The sequence below is a fragment of the Pseudomonas sp. MYb118 genome (genome assembly GCF_040947875.1).
Lineage (GTDB): Bacteria > Pseudomonadota > Gammaproteobacteria > Pseudomonadales > Pseudomonadaceae > Aquipseudomonas.
In genome coordinates, this window is the sequence record NZ_JBFRXN010000003.1 from 1,077,691 (window position 1) to 1,102,467 (window position 24,777).

Below are 24,777 nucleotides of genomic sequence, written 5' to 3' on the forward strand. Positions count from 1 at the left end.
CGCTCCTACAGGAGGTCTTTTCAGCTGCCTAGGGCATCCTTGAGAAACCCCGGCGCTATGTAGCGCTGGTAATGCGCCTCGGAGAGCAAAAAGAACTCCCGATCAATCGCATCCCGCAGTTCCGGCAGGTTCCAGTCACGGAATTCCGGCAGCAACACCATCCCGTAGGCCTCAAGGTTGGTGATCACCCGCGCCCCGCGGGCGATCAACTGGTAGGCCCAGCAATATTCCGACTGGTGCGGTACGAAGCGGATCTTGCGCTGTTCCAGTTGCCGGCGCAGTTGATCCTTGTCAAAAACCTCGACCTTGGCGGCCATCACCAGCGACAGCAGCTGCTCCAGGCGCAACCACACCGCGCGTTTTTCCTCCTCGTTGTAACCGTTCCAGTTGATCACTTCATGGTGGAAACGCTTGCAGCCACGACAGACCAGATCACCGTAAACAGTGGAGCAAAGGCCGACGCAGGGGGTCTTGATGGTCTGATTGGGCATAGGTCAACAAAGCATGAGGCAGCAGGACAGGCGGGCATGTTAGCCCTTTGTCTAACATTCATCACCCCTCAAAGTTCAGGGTCGAACTTACCTTTAATTTTTTTTTGCCGTAGAATCAGCCTGCCTTTTTAGGCGCCAATGTCCGTAAGAAGCTGTTTTCAAAGCGTCACGAGCACAGTCGTTCCTTCAGAGCGGTGTTGGCGAAGGGTTTTTCCAGCGGGGAAAAGCCCAACGCCAACCCTCATCAGCTCCCGTTCTGCAGGCGTAAAACTTTGAAAGCAGCTTCTGTAAGGAATTGTCGGTAATTCTGGCTAAGTGGCTCACAACGCCATGCAGCGCATGAGTACGGCAATTTCGGGATGAGCGTCCCGGACACCCATTTGGGACCACTGATGAGGGTAATAACTGTGCTTGAAGCCTACCGCAAACATATCGAAGAGCGCGCAGCACTGGGTATCGTTCCCCAGCCGCTTAACGCCGAACAAACTGCAGGCCTGGTCGAGCTGCTGAAAAATCCCCCGGCTGGCGAAGAAGCTTTCCTCGTTGACCTGATCACCAATCGCGTTCCGCCAGGAGTGGACGAAGCAGCCTACGTCAAGGCCGGCTTCCTGTCCGCCGTTGCCAAGGGCGAAGCGAAGTCCCCCCTGATCGACAAGAAGCGCGCTGTTGAACTGCTCGGCACCATGCAGGGCGGCTACAACATCGCCACCCTGGTGACCTTGCTGGACGACGCCGAACTGGCGCCAGTGGCCGCAGAAGAGCTCAAGCACACCCTGCTGATGTTCGATGCCTTCCACGATGTCGCTGAACGCGCCAAGAATGGCAACGTTCACGCCCAAGGCGTACTGAAATCCTGGGCTGACGGCGAGTGGTTCATCAAACGCCCTACCCTGGCCGACAAAATCAGCCTGCGCGTGTTCAAGGTCACCGGCGAAACCAACACCGACGACCTGTCCCCGGCGCCAGACGCCTGGTCGCGCCCGGACATCCCGCTGCACGCCCTGGCCATGCTGAAAATGGCCCGCGAAGGTATCGTTCCTGATCAGCAGGGCGCTATTGGCCCGATGAAGCAGATCGAAGAAATGCGCAACGGCGGCTTCCCTGTTGCCTACGTGGGTGACGTGGTCGGTACCGGTTCGTCGCGTAAATCGGCGACCAACTCGGTGCTGTGGTTCTTCGGCGACGACGTTCCTTACGTGCCGAACAAACGTGCCGGCGGCTTCTGCTTCGGCAGCAAGATCGCTCCGATCTTCTACAACACCATGGAAGATGCTGGCGCACTGCCGATCGAGTTCGACGTTTCCAACATGAACATGGGCGACGTCATCGACCTGTACCCGCATGCTGGCAAAGTCTGCAAACATGGCACCGACGAAGTCCTGACCACCTTCGAAATGAAGACTCCGGTGCTGTTGGACGAAGTTCGTGCTGGCGGTCGTATTCCGCTGATCATCGGCCGTGGCCTGACCGAGAAGGCTCGCGCCGAACTGGGTCTGCCTGCGTTCGACCTGTTCAAGAAGCCGGAAGCACCCGCTGAAAGCACCAAGGGCTTCACCCTGGCGCAGAAAATGGTCGGCAAGGCTTGCGGTCTGGCAGAAGGCCAGGGCGTGCGTCCTGGCACCTACTGCGAACCGAAGATGACCACCGTCGGCTCCCAGGACACCACCGGTCCAATGACCCGTGACGAGCTGAAAGACCTGGCGTGCCTGGGCTTCTCCGCTGACCTGGTAATGCAGTCCTTCTGCCACACCGCGGCTTATCCAAAGCCGATCGACGTGACCACCCACCACACCCTGCCTGACTTCATCATGACCCGTGGCGGCGTGTCCCTGCGTCCGGGCGACGGCATCATCCACTCGTGGCTGAACCGCATGCTGCTGCCAGACACCGTGGGTACCGGTGGTGACTCGCACACCCGCTTCCCGATGGGCATCTCGTTCCCGGCCGGTTCCGGCCTGGTCGCCTTCGCCGCTGCCACCGGCGTCATGCCGCTGGACATGCCTGAGTCGATCCTGGTGCGCTTCAAGGGCAAGATGAAACCTGGCATCACCCTGCGTGACCTGGTTCATGCCATCCCTTACTTCGCCATCCAGAACGGTCTGCTGACCGTCGAGAAGAAAGGCAAGAAAAACGCTTTCTCCGGCCGCATCCTGGAAATCGAAGGTCTGGAAGGTCTGACCCTGGAGCAGGCTTTCGAACTGTCCGACGCCTCGGCCGAACGTTCGGCTGCCGGTTGCACCATCAAGCTGTCGAAAGAGTCGATCACCGAGTACCTGCAGTCCAACGTCACCCTGCTGCGCTGGATGATCGGCGAAGGCTACGGCGATGCGCGTACCCTGGAACGTCGTGCCAAGGCGATGGAAGCCTGGATCGCCAATCCTGAACTGATGCAAGCCGATGCCGACGCCGAATACGCCGAAGTGATCGAAATCGATCTGGCCAACATCAACGAGCCTGTTCTGTGTGCGCCGAACGATCCGGACGACGCTCGTCTGCTCTCCAGCGTTGCTGGCGAGAAGATCGACGAAGTGTTCATCGGTTCGTGCATGACCAACATCGGTCACTTCCGCGCTGCCGGTAAACTGCTGGATCAGGTCAAGGGTCAGCTGCCAACCCGTCTGTGGCTGTCGCCGCCGACCAAGATGGACGCTCACCAACTGACCGAAGAAGGCTACTACGGCATCTACGGCAAGGCTGGCGCGCGCATGGAAATGCCGGGCTGCTCGCTGTGCATGGGTAACCAGGCACGTGTAGAGCCGAACTCGACCGTGGTGTCGACTTCGACCCGTAACTTCCCGAACCGTCTGGGTGACGGCGCGAACGTCTACCTGGCTTCGGCTGAACTGGCGTCCGTGGCTTCCATCCTGGGTCGCCTGCCGACCGTCGAGGAATACATGGAATACGCTGGCAAGATCGACAGCATGGCGGCCGATGTCTACCGCTACCTGTCCTTCGACCAGATTGCCGAGTTCCGTGAAGCTGCTGCGAACGCCAAGATCCCGGTCGTTCAAGCCTAACGCTGCAACGCAATGAAAAACGCCGCCCATTGAGAGATGGGCGGCGTTTTTTTATGCCTGGATTCTCTGGAAGAACCTTTGTTGAAGATCCACTGTGGGATACACACTGTGGGAGCGAGCCTGCTCGCGATAGCGGTGAATCAGCCGCTATAAATGGAGCTGACACACCGCTATCGCGAGCAGGCTCGCTCCCACAGTAGTTTCCCCACAGTAGGTCAGTGTTTCAGCGCCTCCTTCACCGCACCATCCACACTCAACCCACTCAAGGTCACCCCATTAGCCACCAATTCCGGCAACTGCTCCAGCGCACTCGCCGCCGGATGCTTGAGCCGCGCCAGGATCAACCGCTTGCCCTCCTGATGCACCCGCGCGAAGAAGTCCTGCATGGCCTCGATGCTGGTGCCATCCAGGTCCGGCGTCTCCTCCAAACTCAGGATCACCGTGTGCACCGGCGCCTGCGAATGACGGATCAGGTGCAACGCTGCACCCAGAATCCGTTCGACATTGGCAAAGAACAGCGCCTCGCTGGGCCGCACGATCAATATGCCAGGCTCGGTGACGGCCTGCGGGTGGCGTTGCAACTCGACGAAGTCATGCCCGCCGTCGATTCGCCCGAGCACCTGGATGTCCGCTGCCGACATCTCCTTGAGCATCAGCAGCACGCTGATCGCCACCGACACCAGCAAACCGTCGAGCACGCCCAGCACCAGCACGGCGCCCACCGCGCACAGCACCAGCACACGGTCACGCCGCCAGATGAAATAGCGTCCCAGAGGCTGCAGGCTCAAGCCCCGCGCCAGGGCATGGATGACAATGGCCGCGAGCACTGGCTCCGGCGTCAGGGCAATGTAGGGCAGCACCGTCAGCACGATGAGCAGCACCACCAGCGCCGCTACGCCACCGGCCAGCTTTGATGTGGCGCCCGCCGCTTCGTTGGCCGACGTCGCGGAGTAACCAGCCCCAGCCGGCATACCGTGGAACAGGCCCGACAACAGGTTGGAGGCGCCGAGTGCCAGCAGGTCGCGATTGGACTGCACCCGGTCACCATGCTTGAGTGCGTAGGCGCTGATCGAGCCGTAGGATTCGGCGTACAGGATCATCACCATGGCGAACGCCAACTCGCCCAGGCGCAGCCAGTCGGCGAACGGCAGCACCGGCAGGTTCGGCACTTCCAGGCTCAGGTCGATCACCCCGATCAGCCGCACGCCATGGGCCGGCAAGTCGAGCCATTGCCCGGCGGCAATGCCGAGGATCACCACCAGCAAGCCACCGGGCAGGCGCCGCGAGCGAGCGAACAGCCAGAGCAGCACCAGCGTGATGCCGGCAACGGAAGCGGCCAGCCAGTTCCACGCTGGCAGTTGCTCGAGCAGTTGCGGCAGGAAGCGCACCAGGTTGGGCTCGCTAAGGTGCACGCCGACCACACTGGCGACCTGCTTGAGGATGATGGTCAGCGCCAGGCCGAAGGCAAAACCACGCAGCACCGGCTTGGCAATGAAGGACGTGACGTTGCCGAGGCGGAACACCCCCGCCAGCAGGAAAAACGCCCCGGTCACCAGCACCAGGCCGACCGCCAGGGCCGAGCGCAGTTGCGCATCGCCATTGGCCAGTGTCGCCGTAGCCGCCGCCAGCACCGCCGCCGATGACGAAGTGGCCGAGACGATGGCGAATCGGCTGCTGCCAAACAGCCCGTAGCACAGCAAACCGGCGAACAACGCAATCACCCCGGCCTGGGGGGCGACGGCGGCGATGCTGGAATAGGCGACGGCTTCGGGCAGCAACAAGCCGGCAATCGACAAACCGGCCAGCAGGTCTGGCCAGCGGCTGACGCGTTGGGTCGAGGGGTCAGGCAATCCGGAGTCTCCGTTGGACAGACGAAAAAAAGCCGCTGCGTGCAGGTCGCGCAGCGGCCACTTTAACTGTCAAACGGGGATGGTGTGAATGTGCCAGGTCACCTTCACCCTCACCCTCTTCTGTAGGAGCGAGCATGCTCGCGATGACGGACTGTCTGACCCACCGCCATCGCGGGCAAGCCCGCTCCTACAGGGATCGGGGCGGGCACAAAATCGAGGTCACCCACGTAACTGTAGGAGCGAGCTTGCTCGCGATGACGGACTGTCTGACCCACCGCCATCGCGGGCAAGCCCGCTCCTACAGGGATCGGGGCGAGCACAAAATCGAGGTCACCCACGTAACTGTAGGAGCGAGTTTACTCGCGATGGTCGTCAACGATGACGTGGGCTATCTGACACCCCACGGCGTCTGGGCCACCATCGCGAGCATGCTCGCTCCTACAGGGATCGGGGTGAGCACAAAATCGGGATCGGGGCGACCACAAAATCGGGATCACCCGCAACAAATCACGCGCTGAGGGAATAGATCAACGCCGTAATCGCCACCAACCCCACGGCCACCACGAACACGTTGGACGCCTGGCCGCGGTAGCGGGCCATGGCTGGGACTTTGCGGATGGCATACATCGGCATCAGGAACAGGATCGCGGCGATCACCGGTCCGCCCAATGTCTCGATCATGCCGAGGATGCTCGGGTTCAGCGTGGCGACGATCCAGCACACCACCAGCATGAAGGCGGCGGTCATGCGGTCCAGGGCTTTGGGCGTCGGGCGCTTGCCGCTCTTGACGATCAGGCCCTTGAGGCCTTCGCTGGCACCGATGTAGTGGCCCAGGAACGACTTGGAAATCGCCACGAAGGCAATCAACGGCGCCGCAAAAGCGATGGTCGGGTTGCTGAAGTGGTTGGCCAGGTACGACAGGATCGACAGGTTCTGCGCCTTGGCTTCCACCAGTTGCGCTGGCGACAGGGTCAGCACGCAACTGAACACGAAGAACAGCACCATCACCACCATCAACAGGTGGGCACGGGACAGGATCTGCGAACTGCGCTCCTCGGCGTGCTCGCCATAACGACGCTTCTGGTCGACGGCGAAGGCCGAGATGATCGGCGAGTGGTTGAACGAGAACACCATAACCGGAATCGCCAGCCACAGGGTATGCAGCAGCGTCGACGACTCAGGCACGGTGCTGGCCGTGGTCAGGATGCCGCCGGTCCAGTGCGGAATCAGGAACACCGCGAGGAACAGCAAGGCAACGATGAACGGGTAGACCATCAGGCTCATGGCCTTGACGATCACCTGCTCGCCGCAGCGCACCACCGCCAGCAGGCCAAGAATCAGCACGAACGACAGCACGGCGCGCGGTGGCGGCATGATGTGCAGTTGGTGTTCGAGGAAACTGCCCACGGTATTGGTCAGGGCCACGCTGTAGATCAGCAGGATCGGGAAGATCGCGAAGAAGTACAGCAAGGTGATCAGCGCGCCGGCCTTGATGCCGAAGTGTTCTTCCACCACTTCGGTGATATCCGCGCCCTCACGGCCCGACAGCACGAAACGGGTCAGGCCGCGGTGTGCGTAAAACGTCATGGGGAACGCCAGCAGCGCGAGGATCAGCAGCGGCCAGAAGCCGCCCAGGCCCGCATTGATCGGCAGAAACAGGGTGCCGGCGCCGATGGCCGTGCCAAACAGGCCGAGCATCCAGGTGGTGTCATGACGATTCCAGCCTTCAAGGCTGACAGGTTTCGCCGTTGCATAGCGTTCGCTGACGCTATTGGCCTGATCATTCATCCGGTGGGATCTCCGCATTCCGGTCGGTTGCTACCCGGCCAGGACGAGTCGGAAAAACCCGACAGGCAGTGCCCTGGCCGAAACAGGGGCGCGATTGTCCGGGATTAATCAACAGAAGCAAAGACTTAGCTGAGGAATGGTGCTACGGATCAGATGAAACGGCACGTTTACGCCAACGTTTGCGGGACTAAATCAGCATTCGCCGATTTTATAAAGTTTCTACATCATGTATTTTGAAGCGCACCCGCATCCTTCTGGAGTTCGCTCATGCCACTGGTTCGCATCGACATCAAGAAGCACCAGGACCCATCCTTTGCCAAACGCGTCGGGCAATTGGTCTACGCCGCCATGCACAGCGCCATCAACGTGCCGGAAAACGATAATTTCCAGATCCTCAACGAGCACGATGAGCAGCATTTCATCTTTGACCCGCAATACCTGGGCATCCACCGCACCGACCAGTTGGTGGTGATTCAGATCACCCTGAGCGAAGGCCGCACCGTGGATCAGAAGAAACTGCTCTACAAAACCATTGCCGACAGCCTTCACGGGCAGTTGGCGGTGCGCCTGGAGGACATTTTCATTAATCTGGTGGAAGTGAAAAAAGAAAACTGGTCGTTCGGCAACGGAATCGCCCAGTACGCCCTCTGAACCCAAACCCTGATCTTTGTGAGCCGCCAATGCCCCGTGTTTCCCGCAAGCAAGCCGAACTCAATCGCGAAATCGTCGTCGAGGCCGCCACGCGGCTGTTTCGCGAGCGGGGCCTGCATGGCATCAGCGTCGTTGATCTGATGGGCGCCGCGGGCCTGACCCATGGCGGCTTCTACGGGCAATTCGAATCCAGGGAGGCACTGGCCCAGGAAGCCTTTGGCCGTGCCTTCAAGGAGTCCGGCGAACGCTGGATCGAACGGATGAATGCCCAGGAGGATAAAAAAGCCGCGCGCCAGGCCGTGATCGAACCCTACCTCTCGACGACCAGTCGCGACAATCCGGGCGAAAGCTGCCCGGTGGCGGCGTTTGTCGGCGACATGTGCCACGAAGCGACAGACAGCAGCTTGCGCCAGACCTTCGTCAGAGGCGTCGACGCGCTGCTCGACACCTTCGCGCCGCTGATGGACAGCGGCGATCCCGAGCGCGATCGCCAACAGGCGCTGGTGCAATATGCGTTGATGGTCGGCGCGCTGACACTGGCCCGGGCCACCCGTGGTGATGAGCTGTCCGACGAAATCCTGCAGGCCGCGCAAAGCTTTTTGACAACGTCATAACCACCCTCTCCCGTTCCGCTATGATCATCTGGCAGCACCGCGAAATATGCGCTGCCAACGCGCTTGCACGTAAATTTCAGGGAATATTCGCGCCACAGGAGCCCAGCATGCCCGCAACCGTTTTGGTCCTGGTTGAAACCATCAACGATTACCTGCCGATTCTCGAACATCAGGGCTTTCACCTGATCCTGGCCCCGACCCCCGCCGAACGCGCCGAAGCCATCGCCACCCACGGCGCGCGCATCGACGCCGTGCTGACTCGCGGCCCGCTGGGCCTTTACGCGGATGAAATCGCCGCCCTGGCAGCGCTGAAGATCATTTGCGTGATCGGCGCCGGCTACGAACACGTCGACCTGCAAGCCGCGGCCGACCGTGGCATCACCGTCACCAATGGCGCGGGGGTCAACGCCTCTTCGGTGGCCGACCACGCCATGGCCATGCTGCTGGCACTGGTGCGCGACATTCCCCGCGCCGACGCCGCCGTGCGCCGGGGCGAGTGGCCGAAGATCATGCGCCCTTCCCTCGCCGGCAAGCGCATGGGCGTCCTCGGCCTCGGCGCCGTCGGCATGGCCATCGCCAAGCGCGCGGCCAACGGCTTCGACATGAGCATCAGCTACCACAACCGCCAGCACCGCAGCGATGTGCCGTACACCTTCTGCTCGACGCCCACTGAACTGGCCCGCACCGCGGATTTCCTGGTGGTGGCTACGCCGGGCGGCCTGGGCACCCGCAGCCTGATCAACAAATCGGTGCTCGACGCCCTGGGGCCCAACGGCTTCCTGATCAACATCGCCCGGGCCAGCGTGGTCTCGACCGTAGACCTGATCAGCGCCCTGGAACATCGGCGCATTGCCGGGGCGGCGCTGGATGTGTTCGACCATGAACCGCAGGTGCCGGATGCCTTGAAAGCCCTGAGCAACGTGATACTCACCCCTCACGTCGCCGGCCTGTCGCCAGAGGCGACCCAGGGCACGGTGGAACTGGTCGGACGCAACCTGATGGCGTATTTCTCCGGCGATCCGGTGCTGACACCGGTCGAGTTGCCCACGAGCGAGCCGAAGGTTTTCCTGTAGGACAATTCAAACATTTGTATCAAAAGCAATGATTGTCCGGCAACACGCCTGCCTATAAGGGCTGATCACGGTTGTGGGGGCCGGGTGCGCGCATTAGATTAAACACAGCCCGCAGGCCTCTAGAACAAGCACAATAGGGATAAGCATGACGCTCAACGACAAGTCCACTCGCATCCGTACCGGCGAAGAGCTCGATGCCAGCCTGATCGACCCTTACCTCAAGGCGCACATTCCAGGGCTCAGTGGCTTGCCGCAGATCAGCCAGTTTCCGGGGGGCGCGTCGAACCTCACCTACCTGCTCGAATACCCGGAACAAGAGTTCGTCCTGCGCCGCCCGCCGTTCGGCCACAAGGCCAAGTCCGCCCACGACATGGGCCGTGAATTCCGCATCCTCAACCAACTGCGAGACGCCTTCCCGTACTGCCCAAAGGCTTACGTGCACTGCACCGACGAAGCCGTGATCGGCGCCGAGTTCTATGTGATGGAACGGGTCAAGGGCATCATCCTGCGCTCGGAGCTGCCGCCGGAGCTGGGCCTGGACCCGGTGAAAACCGAGGCCCTGTGCAAGAGCTTCATCGACCGTTTCGTCGAACTGCACCAGGTCGACTACAACGCCAGCGGCCTGGGCGACCTGGGCAAGCCCGAAGGTTACGTGGCGCGGCAGATCAAGGGCTGGAGCGATCGCTACGAGAAAGCCCTGACCCCGGACGCGCCGCACTGGGAAGCGGTCAAGGCCTGGCTCAACGACAAGATGCCCGCCGACCACCCGACCTCGAGCATCGTGCACAACGACTACCGCTTCGACAACGTGATCCTCGACCCGAACAACCCGATGCAGATCATCGGCGTGCTCGACTGGGAACTGACCACTATCGGCGACCCGCTGATGGACCTGGGCAACACCCTCGCCTACTGGATCGAAGCCAGCGACCCGGCGCCGGTGCAGATGATGCGCCGCCAGCCAAGCCACGCACCGGGCATGCTGACCCGCCAGCAGTTCGTCGACTACTACGCCGAACGCTCAGGCATCCAGATCGACAACTTCGACTTCTACTACACCTACGGCCTGTTCCGCCTGGCCGGCATCGTGCAGCAGATCTACTACCGCTTCTTCCATGGCCAGACCCAGGACAAACGCTTCGCCTCGTTCATCCACGTGAACAAGGTGCTGGAGCAGATGAGCCTGCAAGTCATCCAGAAATCCAGCCTCTGACGGCCCAACAATAAGGAACACCCATGTCCAAGACCCAGTTGTTCGACCTCGACGGCAAGATCGCTTTCGTCTCCGGAGCCAGCCGCGGCATCGGTGAGGCCATCGCCAAACTGCTGGCCCAGCAAGGCGCCCACGTCATCGTCTCCAGCCGCAAACTGGATGGCTGCCAGCACGTCGCCGACGCCATCATCGCCGCCGGCGGCAAAGCCACCGCCGTCGCCTGCCACATCGGCGAAATGGAACAGATCAGCCAGGTCTTCGCCGGCATCCGCGAACAGTTCGGCCGCCTCGACATCCTGGTCAACAACGCCGCCACCAACCCGCAATTCTGCAACGTGCTGGACACCGACCTCAGCGCCTTCCAGAAAACCGTCGACGTCAACATCCGCGGCTACTTCTTCATGTCCGTGGAAGCCGGAAAGCTGATGCGCGAAAACGGCGGCGGCAGCATCATCAACGTCGCCTCGATCAACGGCGTCTCCCCCGGCATCTTCCAGGGCATCTACTCGGTGACCAAGGCCGCGGTGATCAACATGACCAAAGTCTTCGCCAAGGAATGCGCGCAATTCGGCATCCGCTGCAATGCCCTTCTGCCGGGGCTGACCGACACCAAGTTCGCTTCGGCACTGGTGAAAAATGAGGCGATTCTGAACACCGCGCTGGCGCAGATTCCGCTCAAGCGCGTGGCGGACCCGAGTGAGATGGCGGGGGCGGTGTTGTATTTGGCGAGTGATGCTTCCAGTTATACGACTGGGGTTTCGTTGAATGTGGATGGTGGGTTTTTGTCCTGATTGACTTCAGGTGAGTGACTCGATTTGCCTCTCCCCTGCCGCAGGGTTCAACAGAGGCAAATCGAGAACGCTAGACAATTCGAACTAATAAATCAGCCACTCTACTTTCCGTTTCGAGTTCGACCACGGCGCTGACTTTAAATGTATGACCAGATGAATTTTCTTGATTCTGCACCCACAAATTCACCCTTCCGTCGGCATTTGTTTTAAACGGAAAATCCTGCATACCTGGATGATGAAATACCCCAGGCACATCTCTGAAAGGCACACCATCCGTATTTTTCAGAATTGCAACAATGTTCTGAATGGGAACGCTGGCCGGTAAAAGAAATTCTTCCGGAGGAACCGGCAATGGATTGAGGCCCTTATCCATGAATATAAAAACCGTCTCCACGGTTTTTAATCGCAGGAGGGGAGTATACAGCGGCGTAACCCAATCGAAGCTATGTAACTTGATCTTGAATGTCCCATTCTTTTCGGCAGCTGAAACCAACCAATCGTGCTTACTTACAAGCTCACCTGTAGCCGGCACACTCTCAATGTCGCCCGGTGTGAGGCCAGATTCGATCTCCACCTCAATAGCAAGAGGCATACTTTCCAATACTTCAGCATTGAAATAGCTGAGCTTGAGTGATTTCGACTCCCCACCAATGAACTCTGCACCCTCTGGAGGAATTATTGCCCCTTCCAACAAAAAGCCTACTTCATCCGCTAGATTCTTGGACATGACGAAAAATGAATCTTGTAATTTAACAGGCGACTGATTGGTTTCTACGGTCAACCGTAGAACGGCGCTGATTGACTGCGACTGGGTGAGTGTCCACTGCGCTGCACCATTTTCATCCAGTACAACGTCCTCATCAAACCGTGGAACGGCAACAAATTTCAAACGATCCGCATCAATGGCATTCAGTTTGACGACGGCGCCTTTCAATTCAGGAGCGACCATCTTCAAAAGACTGGCTTTCCCACGCTCTATTTTAATCGGAGGTACCACTGCCTCACCGTTGATGAACCATCGCACGCCTTTCCACGGCTCATCCGTCACAACTTTTGAAGTTATGTTCAAGCGAAAGAACACTGTCATCATATTGATTGAATATTTTCGCAAAAATCTGGTTATCACCTAGCGTATCCGCAGTAAAAATAAACGTACCCACACCCGAATCGTCGGTCGGCAAGGTGGCTAACAGCAAATCGCCCCTCCACCATTCGACAGTAACCCCGCCAAGCATTTTTCCAGCAATATAAAATGACTCAACGGCAACCTGAATCTTTACCTCATCGCCCCTGGAAACGAATTCGGGTGGGGCCAGCCTGGTCGACAGTTTGCGCAGGTAATCTCCCAGCCGCAGCTCGATTGGATATGCATTTGCCGAATATTCACTGCGTAACCGGAATTGCAATTCCCCATCCTTGCCATCCGCAGAACAGTCAAGTTCAAACGACACTCCGGTCGATTCAAATTTCCGGTACTCACCGGCTGCTGGATTGACCACGATGGATGAGCCATCGCCGCCGGTGATGTCATGAAAACTGACACCATTACCCGCCCAAAGCGAATCAGGTTCAGGAATAACCTTGAGGACATGGCATTGCTGCCCTGTAGCGCCGTGGCAGATGTAAACGGGACCTGGGGCATTCGTTGCGGGGTTTCGTTTTATAGTCATGGCAATGATTTCGATACTCGGAGCATTATAGAAAGAAACCCGTCAACCAATGATCAATATAAGTCAGTGATTTGACAAATTCCCGACACGGTAATCATGGACGACTCCGCGCGTTCATTACGACGACCATGACAACATGACACTAAATAATTACTCACCATACACAGTAAACGGTATATCCCTGAACGGCTCCGGCTCGCCATCGGGAAAGCGAACATAGCCTTTTAAAACATAGTTACCATAAGGGTATTTTATAGAAATTTTTGCGACACCATCTTTATCAGAAGGAGTATGAAGACTCAGCTCATCACCGACACCCGCCATCACATCCACCGCCGCCATGGGAATCGCCGGATTACCTACCGACACAATTTTAACCAAATAGTAGCCAAGTTCATCATGGACAAACTTATCTCGATCAGGCCGAAACTCTCTCGCGTAAGGAAAAGTTGGAGTAAATGTTACAATTATGACCTGTGCCTGCGTGGTTTCTTTTTCATAACTGAACTTCAATAATGTCTGCCCATCAGCATTCATGGTAGTGTCAAAAAAAATTCTGCATCAGGCACCAATAGCTGCCAATTATTTGGAACGATTTGCCCAGACCAAGTAGCCCCTTCCAGATCTACTTTCACAGCCTTTCCCTGATAACTCGTCCCATCAGCCAAAATTCTAATTTTATGTCGACCCGATCTGTATGCGCCAACGGCCGAACCCAAGCTAACCTGTTTTTCCACGAAATAAAAGTTTGGCAGCACATGACTTATTTTTAACTCAACAATCAAAGAAACGCTCACACTACCAAATTCTAACCTGAACTCCAGTTTACAGGCGGCGTCCCGACCGATACCTGCGACAAGAACCCACTCATAAATCGCCGACTCTACATCAAATCCTGGAGACACATCAAAATCATCTTTCTGTATACCTTCACCGCTACAGAACCTCACACTGACAGGCATATCCATTCCACTATTAATTGGAATCAGCGAAATCTCAAAAGGCTGCATTGACAAAACCATTGCATCTGATGGCATGGGCAGTTTATTTAGCCTAAGTTCCATTTCATCTTCTAGATTGGAGGACAAAACCCAACATCTCCATTCTAACGGCAGTTCAACTTCAGGACTGGAAACTTCCAGACTGATACTCCCACTCACATTTTCAACAGAGGTCACCCGCCAACTGACCTTACCATCCACCACTTGAACTGCTGTTCCAAATGCTGGCGACGCAGTGAGAGTGAGTCCTCCGGGCTCTACAACCGCGAGCGTGAGCGTACGGGCGATGTCTGCGGGTATTTCCACCACCACCTCATTCACTTGTGCTCGAATCATTACTGCCGTCTTACCAAACTCCACCACTTGCCCGTTCACCTTCAACGTGGCCTCCTCCCACGGACTATGTGCAAAACCGGTGAACGGAAATTCCACGGTTTCGGTTTCGTCGTTATAGAAGTTGTGCAGATGGGCCGTAATGGTCTGCTTGCCCTCTTTGGTCACGATATGGCGGAAATCGCTAACGCCTGAATCATTAGTGGTGACAGTAGTGCTCACACCATCGACTACCCACTCTACGTCGATGCCCTTCACGAGAGCCTGTGTATAAAAAGACTGGATGGTGACGGACGCTAGCAATTCCTGCCCGATGATCGGAGCGCGAATCGGGGCACGGCTGCTTGCAATGACGCAACGGAAATGCCCCAGCTTCAAATTGATGATGTGGGGTTTGGCGGTATATCCGCTGCGCAGCCACATTTCCATGTCACGGTCCTCGCCGATGGCCGGACAATGCAGTTTGAAGGCCGCGCCGGTCACAGGCAGGTCCTGAAATTCACCAAGCGCAGGCTCGATGCTGATGGATGATGAGGTGTCCCCGACGATCTGATGACAGGCAATCTGGTTGGTCATCCAGAGGCTGTCAGGCTCGGGAGTGATGCTCAGCACGTGACATTGCTGCGCTTCTGCACCGTGGCAGATGTACACGGGGCTTGATGTATCGGCGGCGGATTGGGGTTTAGTGCTCATCACAAGGCCTCGGGAATCAGAGACGGTTCGAGTAACTGTTCCGTTTAACTATCGAGGTAATGCGCGGAATGCGGAACTGTCAGAAATGACAGTTCGATTAGAACGAATGGAAATAACCAGATTTACCGAGCCGCGAAATGCCCTTCTCAATCAGATTTCTGCAAACGCAGAGCAAGGGAGTTTGAAATACCGAAGAGGTCGTCGACGTCAACATCCGCGGCTACTTCTTCATGTCCGTGGAAGCCGGCAAGCTGATGCGCGAAAACGGCGGCGGCAGCATCATCAACGTCGCCTCGATCAACGGCGTCTCCCCCGGCATCTTCCAGGGCATCTACTCGGTGACCAAGGCGGCGGTGATCAACATGACCAAAGTCTTCGCCAAGGAATGCGCGCAATTCGGTATCCGCTGCAATGCCGTGCTGCCGGGGCTGACCGACACCAAGTTCGCTTCGGCACTGGTAAAAAATGAGGCGATTCTGAACACCGCGCTGGCGCAGATTCCACTCAAGCGCGCGGCGGACCCGAGTGAGATGGCGGGGGCGGTGTTGTATATGGCCAGTGATGCTTCCAGTTATACGACTGGGGTTTCGTTGAATGTGGATGGTGGGTTTTTGTCCTGATTGGCGTCAGGTAGTCGTAGAACTACTCGATTTGCCTAATCTCATAGTGCGGGGCTTGGCAAATCGAGTACGCGATCACATTCGAGCACAGCCAACCAACCAATTAAAGCCTGCAAATTACCAGTCAGTAAAACCTGAAGTAAATTTGGTGCACATCAGGAAAATCAACACAATAAAACTCAAGAGTAAATCGCTCCAGACTTCCACCGGCATTAAAGTCCCACGAAAGCCCCGCCGTAGTCAGCATTCTAAGCTCTTCCAATTTTGGAGAGAAAACCGGACCTGCTACTTGAGGGGAAATCCGTATACCGACCTGCTTTCTGTTAACAACTCCATCATCGACTTTCAATCTTATTCTTAAAATACCTACAAAATCGCGAGGCAAGAAGTAAACCCCGCCATGCTTAATATAAATCGGGAAGAACGCGAGCTGCTCCGTTAGCAAAATAGTCGTGTTATCCCGGAAAATAGCAGGCTCCGGAGGAGCAGTGTTCGTAACCACATCAAATTCGTGGAATTCTACAACCGGCGTATTTTCAGGGGTCATCCCAGCACGAATCTCCGAATTATACTTCCCCGGGGTATAAGCAATGAAGGGCACTCGTACCATTCCATCCTTATCAGTCAAATGATTGACTGGAATCCCCAGAAAAATTACCTTTACGGTAGCATTTTTTACTGGAAATTCTGAATTAGCGGAAAATGCGATCTTAATATCAAAATTTATCGTTTTCCCAGTGACCAATTCATCATCTGTGCTTATTGATACAATTTTAACTTGGTGGTATGCCAAATTAAATTTCGCCTCGAGATGCTGACTCAAACCTTCCACATTGAATTTTATTGAAAAAAGCCCATCCTTGATATCTCCTCCTGCAATTTTCCAAGCTGTGCGTTCATTCAACACAAGTGGGGTGCCAATAGCAGGGATCATTGAAACCCCCATACTCTCCCCCGACACTAGCCAACTCGGAGTCACTTTCTTACCTATCAATTTGCTGTTTTTAGGTAACACCAACTCAAATAAATATTCCACTCCCCGATAAACCAAGGCAGTGGCACCCTCTGATATTAGCCTTCCATCAATGGCTGTAATAAACTCTTCAATACTGCTTGAATTTAAAGTGAAGCGCGGAATCGCCAACGGATTGTCCATTTCATCGCCGCATACGTCGAGAACAAACGTACCGTTTTTTATCGGCCCTTGAATCGACCAGTTGTGAACTGTTGTTTCCGCATCGAACGCTGGAGTGCAAATAAATTCTCCCTTTACCAGATCAATACCGCTAACCCACCTCAACATCAGGGGCTGACCTGCAATGGGGCTTGCAGGCTTTGGGGTAAGCGTAAGCGTTTTGGCTGTACCACCTGCAAACTCCACCCCATCAGCAGGAATCGCTGAACCATCAAATTTAGCGTCCACTTCATCACCGAGATTGTTCGATAGAACAGTGCTCACAGGTAGAACATAATTCCGTGTAATCTGAGGTCCCCACACCTCCAATCTGAAAGTACCGCTCCTGCTGGAAGCACCAACCACCCACGCGTGGGGGCTGGCCGAAACATTGGTGACTTTCAAATCCCCGGGTTGCAAATTGGTTACCGGAAATGCTTTGAGTTCCAATGGATAGCCAGGTAGAGGACTGTCTCTTTTATAGGACATCACGACAGCTTTCGGCAAATCCCTGATGAACAGGTTTTTTTCGGAAAAGGGCTCATCATTCAGATACATCCATGCCACTTCCTCTTCCAGATAGTGCGAAATTACCTTACATGGCGGCGACTTGAAGCCGGTAATACCTGGCGGACCTTTCAACTCCAGTTGAAAGGTCCCGCTGTTAGTGTGAGACCTCACCGACCATACATGCTCAGAAGTCTCACCAGCCGGCGTAACCGATAGATTCTCCGGTTGAACGCCAGCGATCACTTTCGCCTCCATCAAGAGCGGCAATCTCTCAAACGGGCTTCCTTCCCGGTATTTTAATGTGACGGACCCTGGCTCATTCCTGAAAAACCAGATTACGGCCGGCGGCGATACGATGTCGTCTACCAGAATCCCCTCAACCTCATCGGCCAGATCATCGGACATGACAGCGAACACCAGTTCCCATGGAAGGTCGACGTCAGCACTGTAAATGGCCAATGTCACAAGCCCTCTCAAGTCGCCAGCCGAGGTCACCTGCCAACTGACCTTGCCATCCACCACCGGCACACTTGCACCAAACTCTGGCGATGCGGTGAGCGTCAGCCCCCCAGGATCCACAACCGCGAGAGTGAGCATTCGGGCTATGTCTTCAGGAATTTCGACCGTCACCTCGTTCGCTTGGGCTCGAATCAACGCGGCTGTTTTGCCAAACGCCACCTCATGGCCATTCACCTTCAACGTGGCCTTCTTCCACGGGCTATCGGTAAAACCGATGAACGGAAAATCCATCGTTTTGGTTTCATCGTCATAAGGGTTTTTGAAGCTGGCGGTGATGGTCTGCTTGCCTTCCTTGACAACGGTATATTGGAAATCACTGACGCCAGAATCGTTGGTGGCAACTGTGGTGCTCACCCCATCGACTACCCACTCGACTTCGATACCTTTTACGAGAGCCTGCGTATAGAAAGACTTGAGAGTGACGGACGCCAGCAATGTTTGCCCAATGACAGGAGCGCGAATCGGGGCGCGACTGCTTGCAATGACGCAGCGGAAATGCCCCAGCTTCAAATTGATGATGTGGGGTTTGGCGGTATATCCGCTGCGCAGCCACATTTCCATATCACGGTCTTCGCCGATGGCCGGACAATGCAGTTTGAACGCCGCACCGGTCGCAGGCAGGTCCTGAAATTCACCGAGTGCAGGCTCGATGCTGATGGAAGATGAGGTATCCCCGACGATCTGATGACAGGCAATCTGGTTGGTCATCCAGAGGCTGTCAGGCTCGGGAGTGATGCTCAGGATGTGACATTGCTGCGCTTCTGCACCGTGGCAGATGTACACGGGGCTTGATGTATCGGCGGCGGATTGGGGTTTAGTGCTCATCACAAGGCCTCGGGGAGTCAGAGACGATTCGAGTAACTGTTCCGTTTAACTATCGAGGTAATGCGCGGAATGCGGAACTTTCAGATATGACAGTTCGATTAGAACAAATGGAAATAAATAGCTTTTAACTGGCCTACCAAGTGCTTAGATAAAATTTCTGCCAACCGCGAACAAGAGCTTAAAGTTCCGACGATACCGATCACATCAATTCTCTCTCCACTATTTTGCGTGCATTCAACTAATGCGTGACGTCAAAGAAAATCTCGTCATATAAATCGGGGATTTCCAACACTGTCAACAAAATAGAAAACTTACCCAACCCCGCCGGTGATACAAATGATAACGTCCACCTCGCGTTTTCCCAAGATTCCATACCGACACGCTGGGCACCTTTTGGCAGCAAATTAACGCGATCTGGAGTATTGCGCGCCTCCAAATAAAGAGTTTTTCCGCTGATTTCGGGCAACATTGCATGAAACTCAAGCAAATATCCGCCGCTCACGCGGTTTATTAAATTATAGGTATCCCAATCTGACAGAGCAACATGTTCCAGCTTACACCTGATCACGTCTCTTATCTTCTTCGATCGGACACTACAGAGGGGCAATACTATAGGAGCAGGGACTTCCCTGGCTGCCACAGCCAATTCAAAAGTCCCCTCCCCCTCCGCAGATACTTCCCAACTGTAGATATCTACCTCAGTATTGAAATCAGGCTGACTCACGACACTTATGCCCATCCCGTCTTGCTTATCACATTGAAGTATGAATGGGACGCCACTTATCGGGCTACCTGCCTTCGGAACCAAGGTGAGCGTTTTCGTATCTCCAGAAAAGAAGAAAATACCCTCCTGACCTGGCGGCAATCCATCCATATTGACTTCAACCTCGTCCACTAAATCAGCCGAAATCACTTTACTATCAGGCAATTTAAAATTCTGAGTGATCTGATCACCCCACACTTCCAATCTGAAAATTCCGCTCCTATTGAGAGCTTCAATTTTCCACGAATGCGGATTGGTAGATTCAGGTGTGATTATTAAGTCACCAGGTTCCAAATTGCTTATCGGAAAAGCTCTGAGCTCTAACGGATATCCTGGTAGCGGACTATTCTCCGTATATCTCAACGTGATACTGCTATTCTCCCCTCTGAAAAATAGCGACTTTTCAGAAAATGGCTCACCATCCAACTGAACTTCAGCTATTTCTTCTCTCAAATGACGCGACATCACCTTGCACATTGGTAACTTAATACCGGTGATGCCAGGAGGTCCGTTCACCTCCACTTCAAACGTACCACTATCAGTATGTGAATTTATAATCCAAGTACGCGCATCAGTATCGCCGATCGGTGTAACAGAGAGATTTTCTGGACGGACGCCCATGAGTGCTTTCGCACTCAGCACCAATGGCAAGTTTTGCAAAGGGCTGCCGTCTCTGTATCTCAGGATGACCGTTTGAGGTTCATTTCTGAAGAACTGAATTTCTGCAGGAGGAGATGCAACACCGCCAACTAAAACCTCGACCACTTCTTCCATCAAATTTTCAGGCGTTACCCAGATCAGCAACTCCCATGGAAGGTCGACGTCAGCACTGTAAATGGCCAATGTCACAAGCCCTCTCAAGTCGCCAGCCGACGTCACCTGCCAACTAACTTTGCCATCCACCACCGGCACACTTGCACCAAACTCTGGCGATGCGGTGAGCGTCAGCCCCCCAGGATCCACAACCGCGAGAGTGAGCATTCGGGCTATGTCTTCAGGAATTTCGACCGTCACCTCGTTCGCTTGGGCTCGAATCAACGCGGCTGTTTTGCCAAACGCCACCTCATGGCCATTCACCTTCAACGTGGCCTTCTTCCACGGGCTATCGGTAAAACCGGTGAACGGAAAATCCATCGTTTTGGTTTCATTGTCATAAGGGTTTTTGAAGCTGGCGGTAATGGTCTGCTTGCCTTCCTTGGCAACGGTATATTGGAAATCACTGACGCCAGAATCGTTGGTGGCAACTGTGGTGCTCACCCCATCGACTACCCACTCGACTTCGATACCTTTTACGAGAGCCTGCGTATAGAAAGACTTGAGAGTGACGGACGCCAGCAATGTTTGCCCAATGACAGGAGCGCGAATCGGGGCGCGACTGCTTGCAATGACGCAGCGGAAATGCCCCAGCTTCAAATTGATGATGTGGGGTTTGGCGGTATATCCGCTGCGCAGCCACATTTCCATATCACGGTCTTCGCCGATGGCCGGACAATGCAGTTTGAAGGCCGCGCCGGTCGCAGGCAGGTCCTGAAATTCACCGAGCGCAGGCTCGATGCTGATGGAAGATGAGGTATCCCCGACGATCTGATGACAGGCAATCTGGTTGGTCATCCAGAGGCTGTCAGGCTCGGGAGTGATGCTCAGGAAGTGACATTGCTGCGCTTCTGCACCGTGGCAGATGTATACAGGGCTTGATGTATCGGCGGCGGATTGGGGTTTAATGCTCATCACAAGGCCTCGGGAGTCAGAGACGGTTCGAGTTACTGTTCCGTTTAACTATCGAGGTAATGCGCGGAATGCGGAACTGTCAGAAATGACAGTTCAATTAGAACGAATGGAAATAACCAGTTTTACCGATCCGCGAAATACTCACATCAATGAATTTCTGCAAACGCAGAGCAAGGGAGTTTGAAATCCGAAGAGGCCGTTGACGTCAAATCTCCCGAGTCGACCGATCAGAAATCAACTGCCGCCATAAGAACCAAAATCAACCACGACCTCCACCACACATTCGCCATCCGGAAGTGCAGCCACCGCCTGTATCTTTCTGACGCCTGGGGTCTTGTACACCACGGGCAACATTGCAGCTTTTCCCCCGGGTCCAGTTGCCACGGTTTGGCTTTCATGGTCGGGAACGTCGAACGTGACCGGGATATCGCTGACAGGGCTACCGTTGGAGATGATTTGCACCGCGGATGCGTACACAAGATTGATCTGCGCCAGCACCTTCGTGGGTGGATAGGGTAAATAATGGTCGATCAGATTGATGAACCTGACATGGAAATCCGAGATTCGGCACGGGATCGTCAGTGGCCCCTCTGCATCGGCGGAGTAGACGACCAGAGTGGCGGACGCTTTTCCGCTGGCTCTAGGTGTTACCTGCCAGACGCACGCGCCTTCGACCACATCAACAGGTTCGTCAAAAGGAGGTACCGCAGTGAAACTCTGGCTGTCACTATCACCAAGGCCGAGCCGGAGCTTTTCGATTTCATCTGAAGTAACTTCCACTCTGATTTCGTTGGGTTGCCCTTTGGATAATTTTATATCGTCTCCGGGGCCAACTTCATTACCATTAATAAATACTGTTCCCCACCCAGACTGGGCGAAACCCAAACTCTTTACTTTGCTCATGATCCACCTCCGATGTTTAGGGCGATGTGTAAAGGACTCTTACTTCCCGGCATTCCCATGAAACTTGAACCATGCAGCTTGGAAAGAGCCCGAAATAATGGCTGTCTAGATTCGATTTGAGCGATCTGTTTTATTATCCGCCACAACCGACAAACTCACGGCCAAGGCATACTCCAAGCCCTGCAACGCAAACTGAAACCACTGTCTGACATATGGTTGGCTATATTCAAAGTCGAATCCAGCGACGTGTCTTTATCGAACGTCATCTTCCACGCGTAGACGCCATTTTCTGCAACGCAGGAGTTCCCCAATGGCGGTTCGAAAGATGGCGCAGGCCCGGGTTTATCAGTACTTGAAGCACCTCTTGTCAGGACCAGTTTTTCGGCGAACAGAGGACTCCCGGGTTTGATTTGAATCCTCAGCCAATTGACATGGAGGGTCGCGCCGTAGCGAATCCCGGTGCTCTGGAAATCCGGATAAGGTAGATCGTCGACTCTGACCAGTTCGATTTCATCGGTCACGTTGGCCGACATAACCCAACATGCACGCGAGCTAGGGAGTTCGGCTTCATGGCTGTAGAACACCAGGGTCATGGTGCCGCTCAGCCCCTCTCCTGTCTTCAACTGCCATCTGAACTCGCCATTGTCCGAATGGACTGGTGTTTGGAAGCTCGGCGTCGCTTCGACGACCAGATTTCCCGCTTCAACCTTTTCCAGCATGATGCTTTCGAAAACGTTCGCAGGCGCTTTCAAGGTAATGTTATTGGTTGCGCCACGAACCAGGACAATCGGCCGACCCGATCCAACGGGCTTGCCATTGACTGACAATGTAGTTTGAGCCCACGAGCGCTTTGAATCGTTCATGATTAATCCTCTCGCCTGTACGCCAAGTAGATCGGACGCACGAGTCCCGTGCCTATTCACGACTAATACTTCATAACTTTCAAACTCAACACTGCTCATGCGGGTGCAACAGTCTTTATGAACCGATTGTCCACATTGGTTTTACACAACATCCACCAAAAGGGTGGCCGACACGAATACTCCGGGGGCGTACTCAGCTTCAGCTGTGAAAGTGCGCAATCCCACAGTGCTGTACTTGAAAGCATTTGTAGTCACGACGCCCGCGCCGTCCGTTCTGCTTACGTAAGGTTCATGATCAGGCCTGAAAAAATTCACTAATGCTCCTGAGATCGGGCTTTCATCCGGATATGTGAGCATCAAATCCACGCCGTACCAGTCACCTACCTTGATACTCAACCGATCTGGCGGCAGCGGAGCAGGCTGCCAGACGGATCGAAACCAGAACCTGAGAATGGGGGCGGCCTTGACGACTCGACAAGCCATTCCGAGCGGAGTGGGCATATCCTGGCTGTAGGCAATGAGCGTAATCGGCCCGCTGTAACTGGGCTCAAAACTGATCAGTGTGGTAAATCGGAGGTTCTCGCGTACGAGGTCCTCACCCCAGTCGGGTGAGGCTACTGGCTCTGGTCGCCCGCCGTCGGCGTGGCCCAAGCGTAACGTCCGTACGGCCTGATCGGGTATTGACACTTCTATCTTGTTGTCGGCGCTAGGGCGCAGGTTACCGGTCATACCGGGCAGCCACTCCACACCATTGATTACGATGGTTGCCTGTTTCCAAGGATCATCTGCATTGGCCATAACCAAACCCTCAAGTCGCTATCCGAAAAGGACCAAACCTGACTATCAGGGCATATTCCATTTTGCGTAACTGTCAGATGTGACAGTTCAGTTAGAACCATTCGAGATAATCGGCGCTTCAATCAAACCCATTGTGGTCAACAGCCCTCCGTAAAAAAAGGCAGATCAGGTGCATCCTGTTCTGCCTTTTCCTTGGGCGCGAACGCTGGCAATCACTGAGTGACGCAACGAGTGGTCGTAGTCACTCGCGTCACCTCGCCATTCTCACCCCGTACATCGCCCAGCACATCGGTTTGATCCGTGGCCTGACAGGTACGCACCGGCGGCGGTGGCGGGGTTACGACGGGAGGGGGTGGAGGACTGGCGCAACCGGCAAGCATTGCGGCGCAGAAGGTCAGCGACAAGGCTGTATAAACGCGTTTCCCAGGATTTTTCATAGGTTGACCCGCGATAAGTGATCGACACCTTTTTGTGACAACAGAACGGGCGTGCTAAATCCGTACTGCTGTCATAAAAAGTGTTCGTTATGCTCAATCACTGGCCGAATGCCGGGCAAAACCCTGGAAAAGCTGGCATTTGTTACGTCGTGGGGTCGGGATAATGCAGGGTGTTGCTCTGCAATTCGTAGCGCAACTCTTCGATCAGCGCCGAAACCGATTCGGCCGATTGCAGTTTGGCGATATTCAGGCCACTGATCACCAGGTCGACCTGCCCCGAGACAGGGTGATAGAGCTTGACCGTCAATGAGTGGTCACCCGAGATCGAGCACTCGCACGCCAGGGGCGAGAAACTGCGCTCGATCAGCATGCGCAACTGGGCCAGGGAAATCATTGTTGCGGGGCCGTCAGTCGTGTTTCGGCGTGAGTCATAAACCATTCCTTTAGCATCA

The 24,777-nt window shown here is 55.3% G+C and carries 19 protein-coding genes and 1 pseudogene; 7 read left to right on the forward strand and 13 right to left on the reverse strand.

The window, feature by feature from the left end; genetic code table 11:
* Window positions 1-20: 20 nt before the first annotated feature.
* Window positions 21-491, reverse strand: a complete 471-nt coding sequence (locus tag ABVN20_RS26080) for a DUF1289 domain-containing protein (RefSeq protein WP_368558654.1) — start codon at window positions 489-491, stop codon at window positions 21-23.
* A gap of 407 nt (window positions 492-898) precedes the next feature.
* Between ABVN20_RS26080 and acnB the strand changes: the two genes are divergently transcribed.
* Window positions 899-3,508: a bifunctional aconitate hydratase 2/2-methylisocitrate dehydratase gene (gene acnB / locus ABVN20_RS26085; RefSeq protein ID WP_368558723.1), complete on the forward strand. Its 2,610-nt coding sequence runs from the start codon at window positions 899-901 to the stop codon at window positions 3,506-3,508.
* A gap of 215 nt (window positions 3,509-3,723) precedes the next feature.
* Here acnB and ABVN20_RS26090 read toward each other — a convergent pair whose 3' ends face one another.
* Together ABVN20_RS26090 and ABVN20_RS26095 are read right to left on the reverse strand one after the other, a co-directional pair.
* Window positions 3,724-5,358 (reverse strand): SulP family inorganic anion transporter, encoded by a 1,635-nt coding sequence (locus tag ABVN20_RS26090; protein ID WP_368558655.1) that lies wholly within the window; start codon window positions 5,356-5,358, stop codon window positions 3,724-3,726.
* 507 nt (window positions 5,359-5,865) lie between these two features.
* The gene (locus ABVN20_RS26095) at window positions 5,866-7,146 is read right to left on the reverse strand and encodes a serine/threonine transporter (RefSeq protein WP_368558656.1); all 1,281 of its coding nucleotides are present in this window, start codon (window positions 7,144-7,146) and stop codon (window positions 5,866-5,868) included.
* Between the two features lie 267 nt (window positions 7,147-7,413).
* On the opposite strand from ABVN20_RS26095, the gene ABVN20_RS26100 reads away from it, so the two are divergent.
* From ABVN20_RS26100 to ABVN20_RS26120, 5 genes are all read left to right on the forward strand, one after another.
* Complete coding sequence (locus tag ABVN20_RS26100; RefSeq protein WP_368558657.1) at window positions 7,414-7,797, forward strand: tautomerase family protein; 384 nt, start codon at window positions 7,414-7,416, stop codon at window positions 7,795-7,797.
* A gap of 29 nt (window positions 7,798-7,826) precedes the next feature.
* Window positions 7,827-8,411 carry a TetR/AcrR family transcriptional regulator gene (locus ABVN20_RS26105; protein WP_368558658.1) on the forward strand — a complete coding sequence of 195 codons (585 nt, stop codon included), beginning with the start codon at window positions 7,827-7,829 and terminating at the stop codon, window positions 8,409-8,411.
* 107 nt (window positions 8,412-8,518) lie between these two features.
* Window positions 8,519-9,484, forward strand: coding sequence for a 2-hydroxyacid dehydrogenase (locus ABVN20_RS26110; protein WP_368558659.1), 966 nt, complete (start codon window positions 8,519-8,521; stop codon window positions 9,482-9,484).
* Between the two features lie 145 nt (window positions 9,485-9,629).
* Complete coding sequence (locus ABVN20_RS26115; RefSeq protein ID WP_368558660.1) at window positions 9,630-10,697, forward strand: phosphotransferase family protein; 1,068 nt, start codon at window positions 9,630-9,632, stop codon at window positions 10,695-10,697.
* A gap of 23 nt (window positions 10,698-10,720) precedes the next feature.
* Window positions 10,721-11,488, forward strand: a complete 768-nt coding sequence (locus ABVN20_RS26120) for an SDR family oxidoreductase (RefSeq protein ID WP_368558661.1) — start codon at window positions 10,721-10,723, stop codon at window positions 11,486-11,488.
* A gap of 70 nt (window positions 11,489-11,558) precedes the next feature.
* On the opposite strand, the gene ABVN20_RS26125 is transcribed toward ABVN20_RS26120, so the two are convergent.
* The 4 genes from ABVN20_RS26125 to ABVN20_RS26140 form a co-directional block, all read right to left on the reverse strand.
* Window positions 11,559-12,557 carry a hypothetical protein gene (locus ABVN20_RS26125; RefSeq protein WP_368558662.1) on the reverse strand — a complete coding sequence of 333 codons (999 nt, stop codon included), beginning with the start codon at window positions 12,555-12,557 and terminating at the stop codon, window positions 11,559-11,561.
* Window positions 12,526-13,158, reverse strand: coding sequence for a hypothetical protein (locus tag ABVN20_RS26130; protein ID WP_368558663.1), 633 nt, complete (start codon window positions 13,156-13,158; stop codon window positions 12,526-12,528). The genes ABVN20_RS26125 and ABVN20_RS26130 overlap by 32 nt, the downstream gene beginning before the upstream one ends.
* 150 nt (window positions 13,159-13,308) lie before the next feature.
* On the reverse strand, window positions 13,309-13,695 hold the full coding sequence (locus tag ABVN20_RS26135) for a hypothetical protein (RefSeq protein WP_368558664.1): 387 nt from the start codon (window positions 13,693-13,695) through the stop codon (window positions 13,309-13,311).
* Window positions 13,692-15,185: a hypothetical protein gene (locus ABVN20_RS26140; RefSeq protein WP_368558665.1), complete on the reverse strand. Its 1,494-nt coding sequence runs from the start codon at window positions 15,183-15,185 to the stop codon at window positions 13,692-13,694. Before ABVN20_RS26140 ends, ABVN20_RS26135 begins: the two co-directional genes overlap by 4 nt.
* A gap of 191 nt (window positions 15,186-15,376) precedes the next feature.
* Between ABVN20_RS26140 and ABVN20_RS26145 the strand changes: the two are divergent.
* Window positions 15,377-15,805: pseudogene (locus tag ABVN20_RS26145) on the forward strand (SDR family oxidoreductase); the annotation flags it as partial.
* 124 nt (window positions 15,806-15,929) lie between these two features.
* On the opposite strand, the gene ABVN20_RS26150 reads toward ABVN20_RS26145, so the two are convergent.
* The 6 genes from ABVN20_RS26150 to ABVN20_RS26175 form a co-directional block, all read right to left on the reverse strand.
* Window positions 15,930-18,833 (reverse strand): hypothetical protein, encoded by a 2,904-nt coding sequence (locus ABVN20_RS26150; RefSeq protein ID WP_368558666.1) that lies wholly within the window; start codon window positions 18,831-18,833, stop codon window positions 15,930-15,932.
* Between the two features lie 238 nt (window positions 18,834-19,071).
* Window positions 19,072-21,324: a hypothetical protein gene (locus ABVN20_RS26155; protein ID WP_368558667.1), complete on the reverse strand. Its 2,253-nt coding sequence runs from the start codon at window positions 21,322-21,324 to the stop codon at window positions 19,072-19,074.
* Window positions 21,325-21,558: 234 nt separating this feature from the next.
* A complete protein-coding gene (locus tag ABVN20_RS26160) occupies window positions 21,559-22,227 on the reverse strand; it encodes a hypothetical protein (RefSeq protein ID WP_368558668.1) in 669 nt (222 codons plus the stop codon).
* 155 nt (window positions 22,228-22,382) lie between these two features.
* Window positions 22,383-23,090, reverse strand: a complete 708-nt coding sequence (locus ABVN20_RS26165; protein WP_368558669.1) for a hypothetical protein — start codon at window positions 23,088-23,090, stop codon at window positions 22,383-22,385.
* A gap of 141 nt (window positions 23,091-23,231) precedes the next feature.
* The gene (locus tag ABVN20_RS26170; protein WP_368558670.1) at window positions 23,232-23,888 is read right to left on the reverse strand and encodes a hypothetical protein; all 657 of its coding nucleotides are present in this window, start codon (window positions 23,886-23,888) and stop codon (window positions 23,232-23,234) included.
* 579 nt (window positions 23,889-24,467) lie between these two features.
* Complete coding sequence (locus ABVN20_RS26175) at window positions 24,468-24,719, reverse strand: DUF1652 domain-containing protein (RefSeq protein WP_368558671.1); 252 nt, start codon at window positions 24,717-24,719, stop codon at window positions 24,468-24,470.
* Window positions 24,720-24,777: the final 58 nt, after the last annotated feature.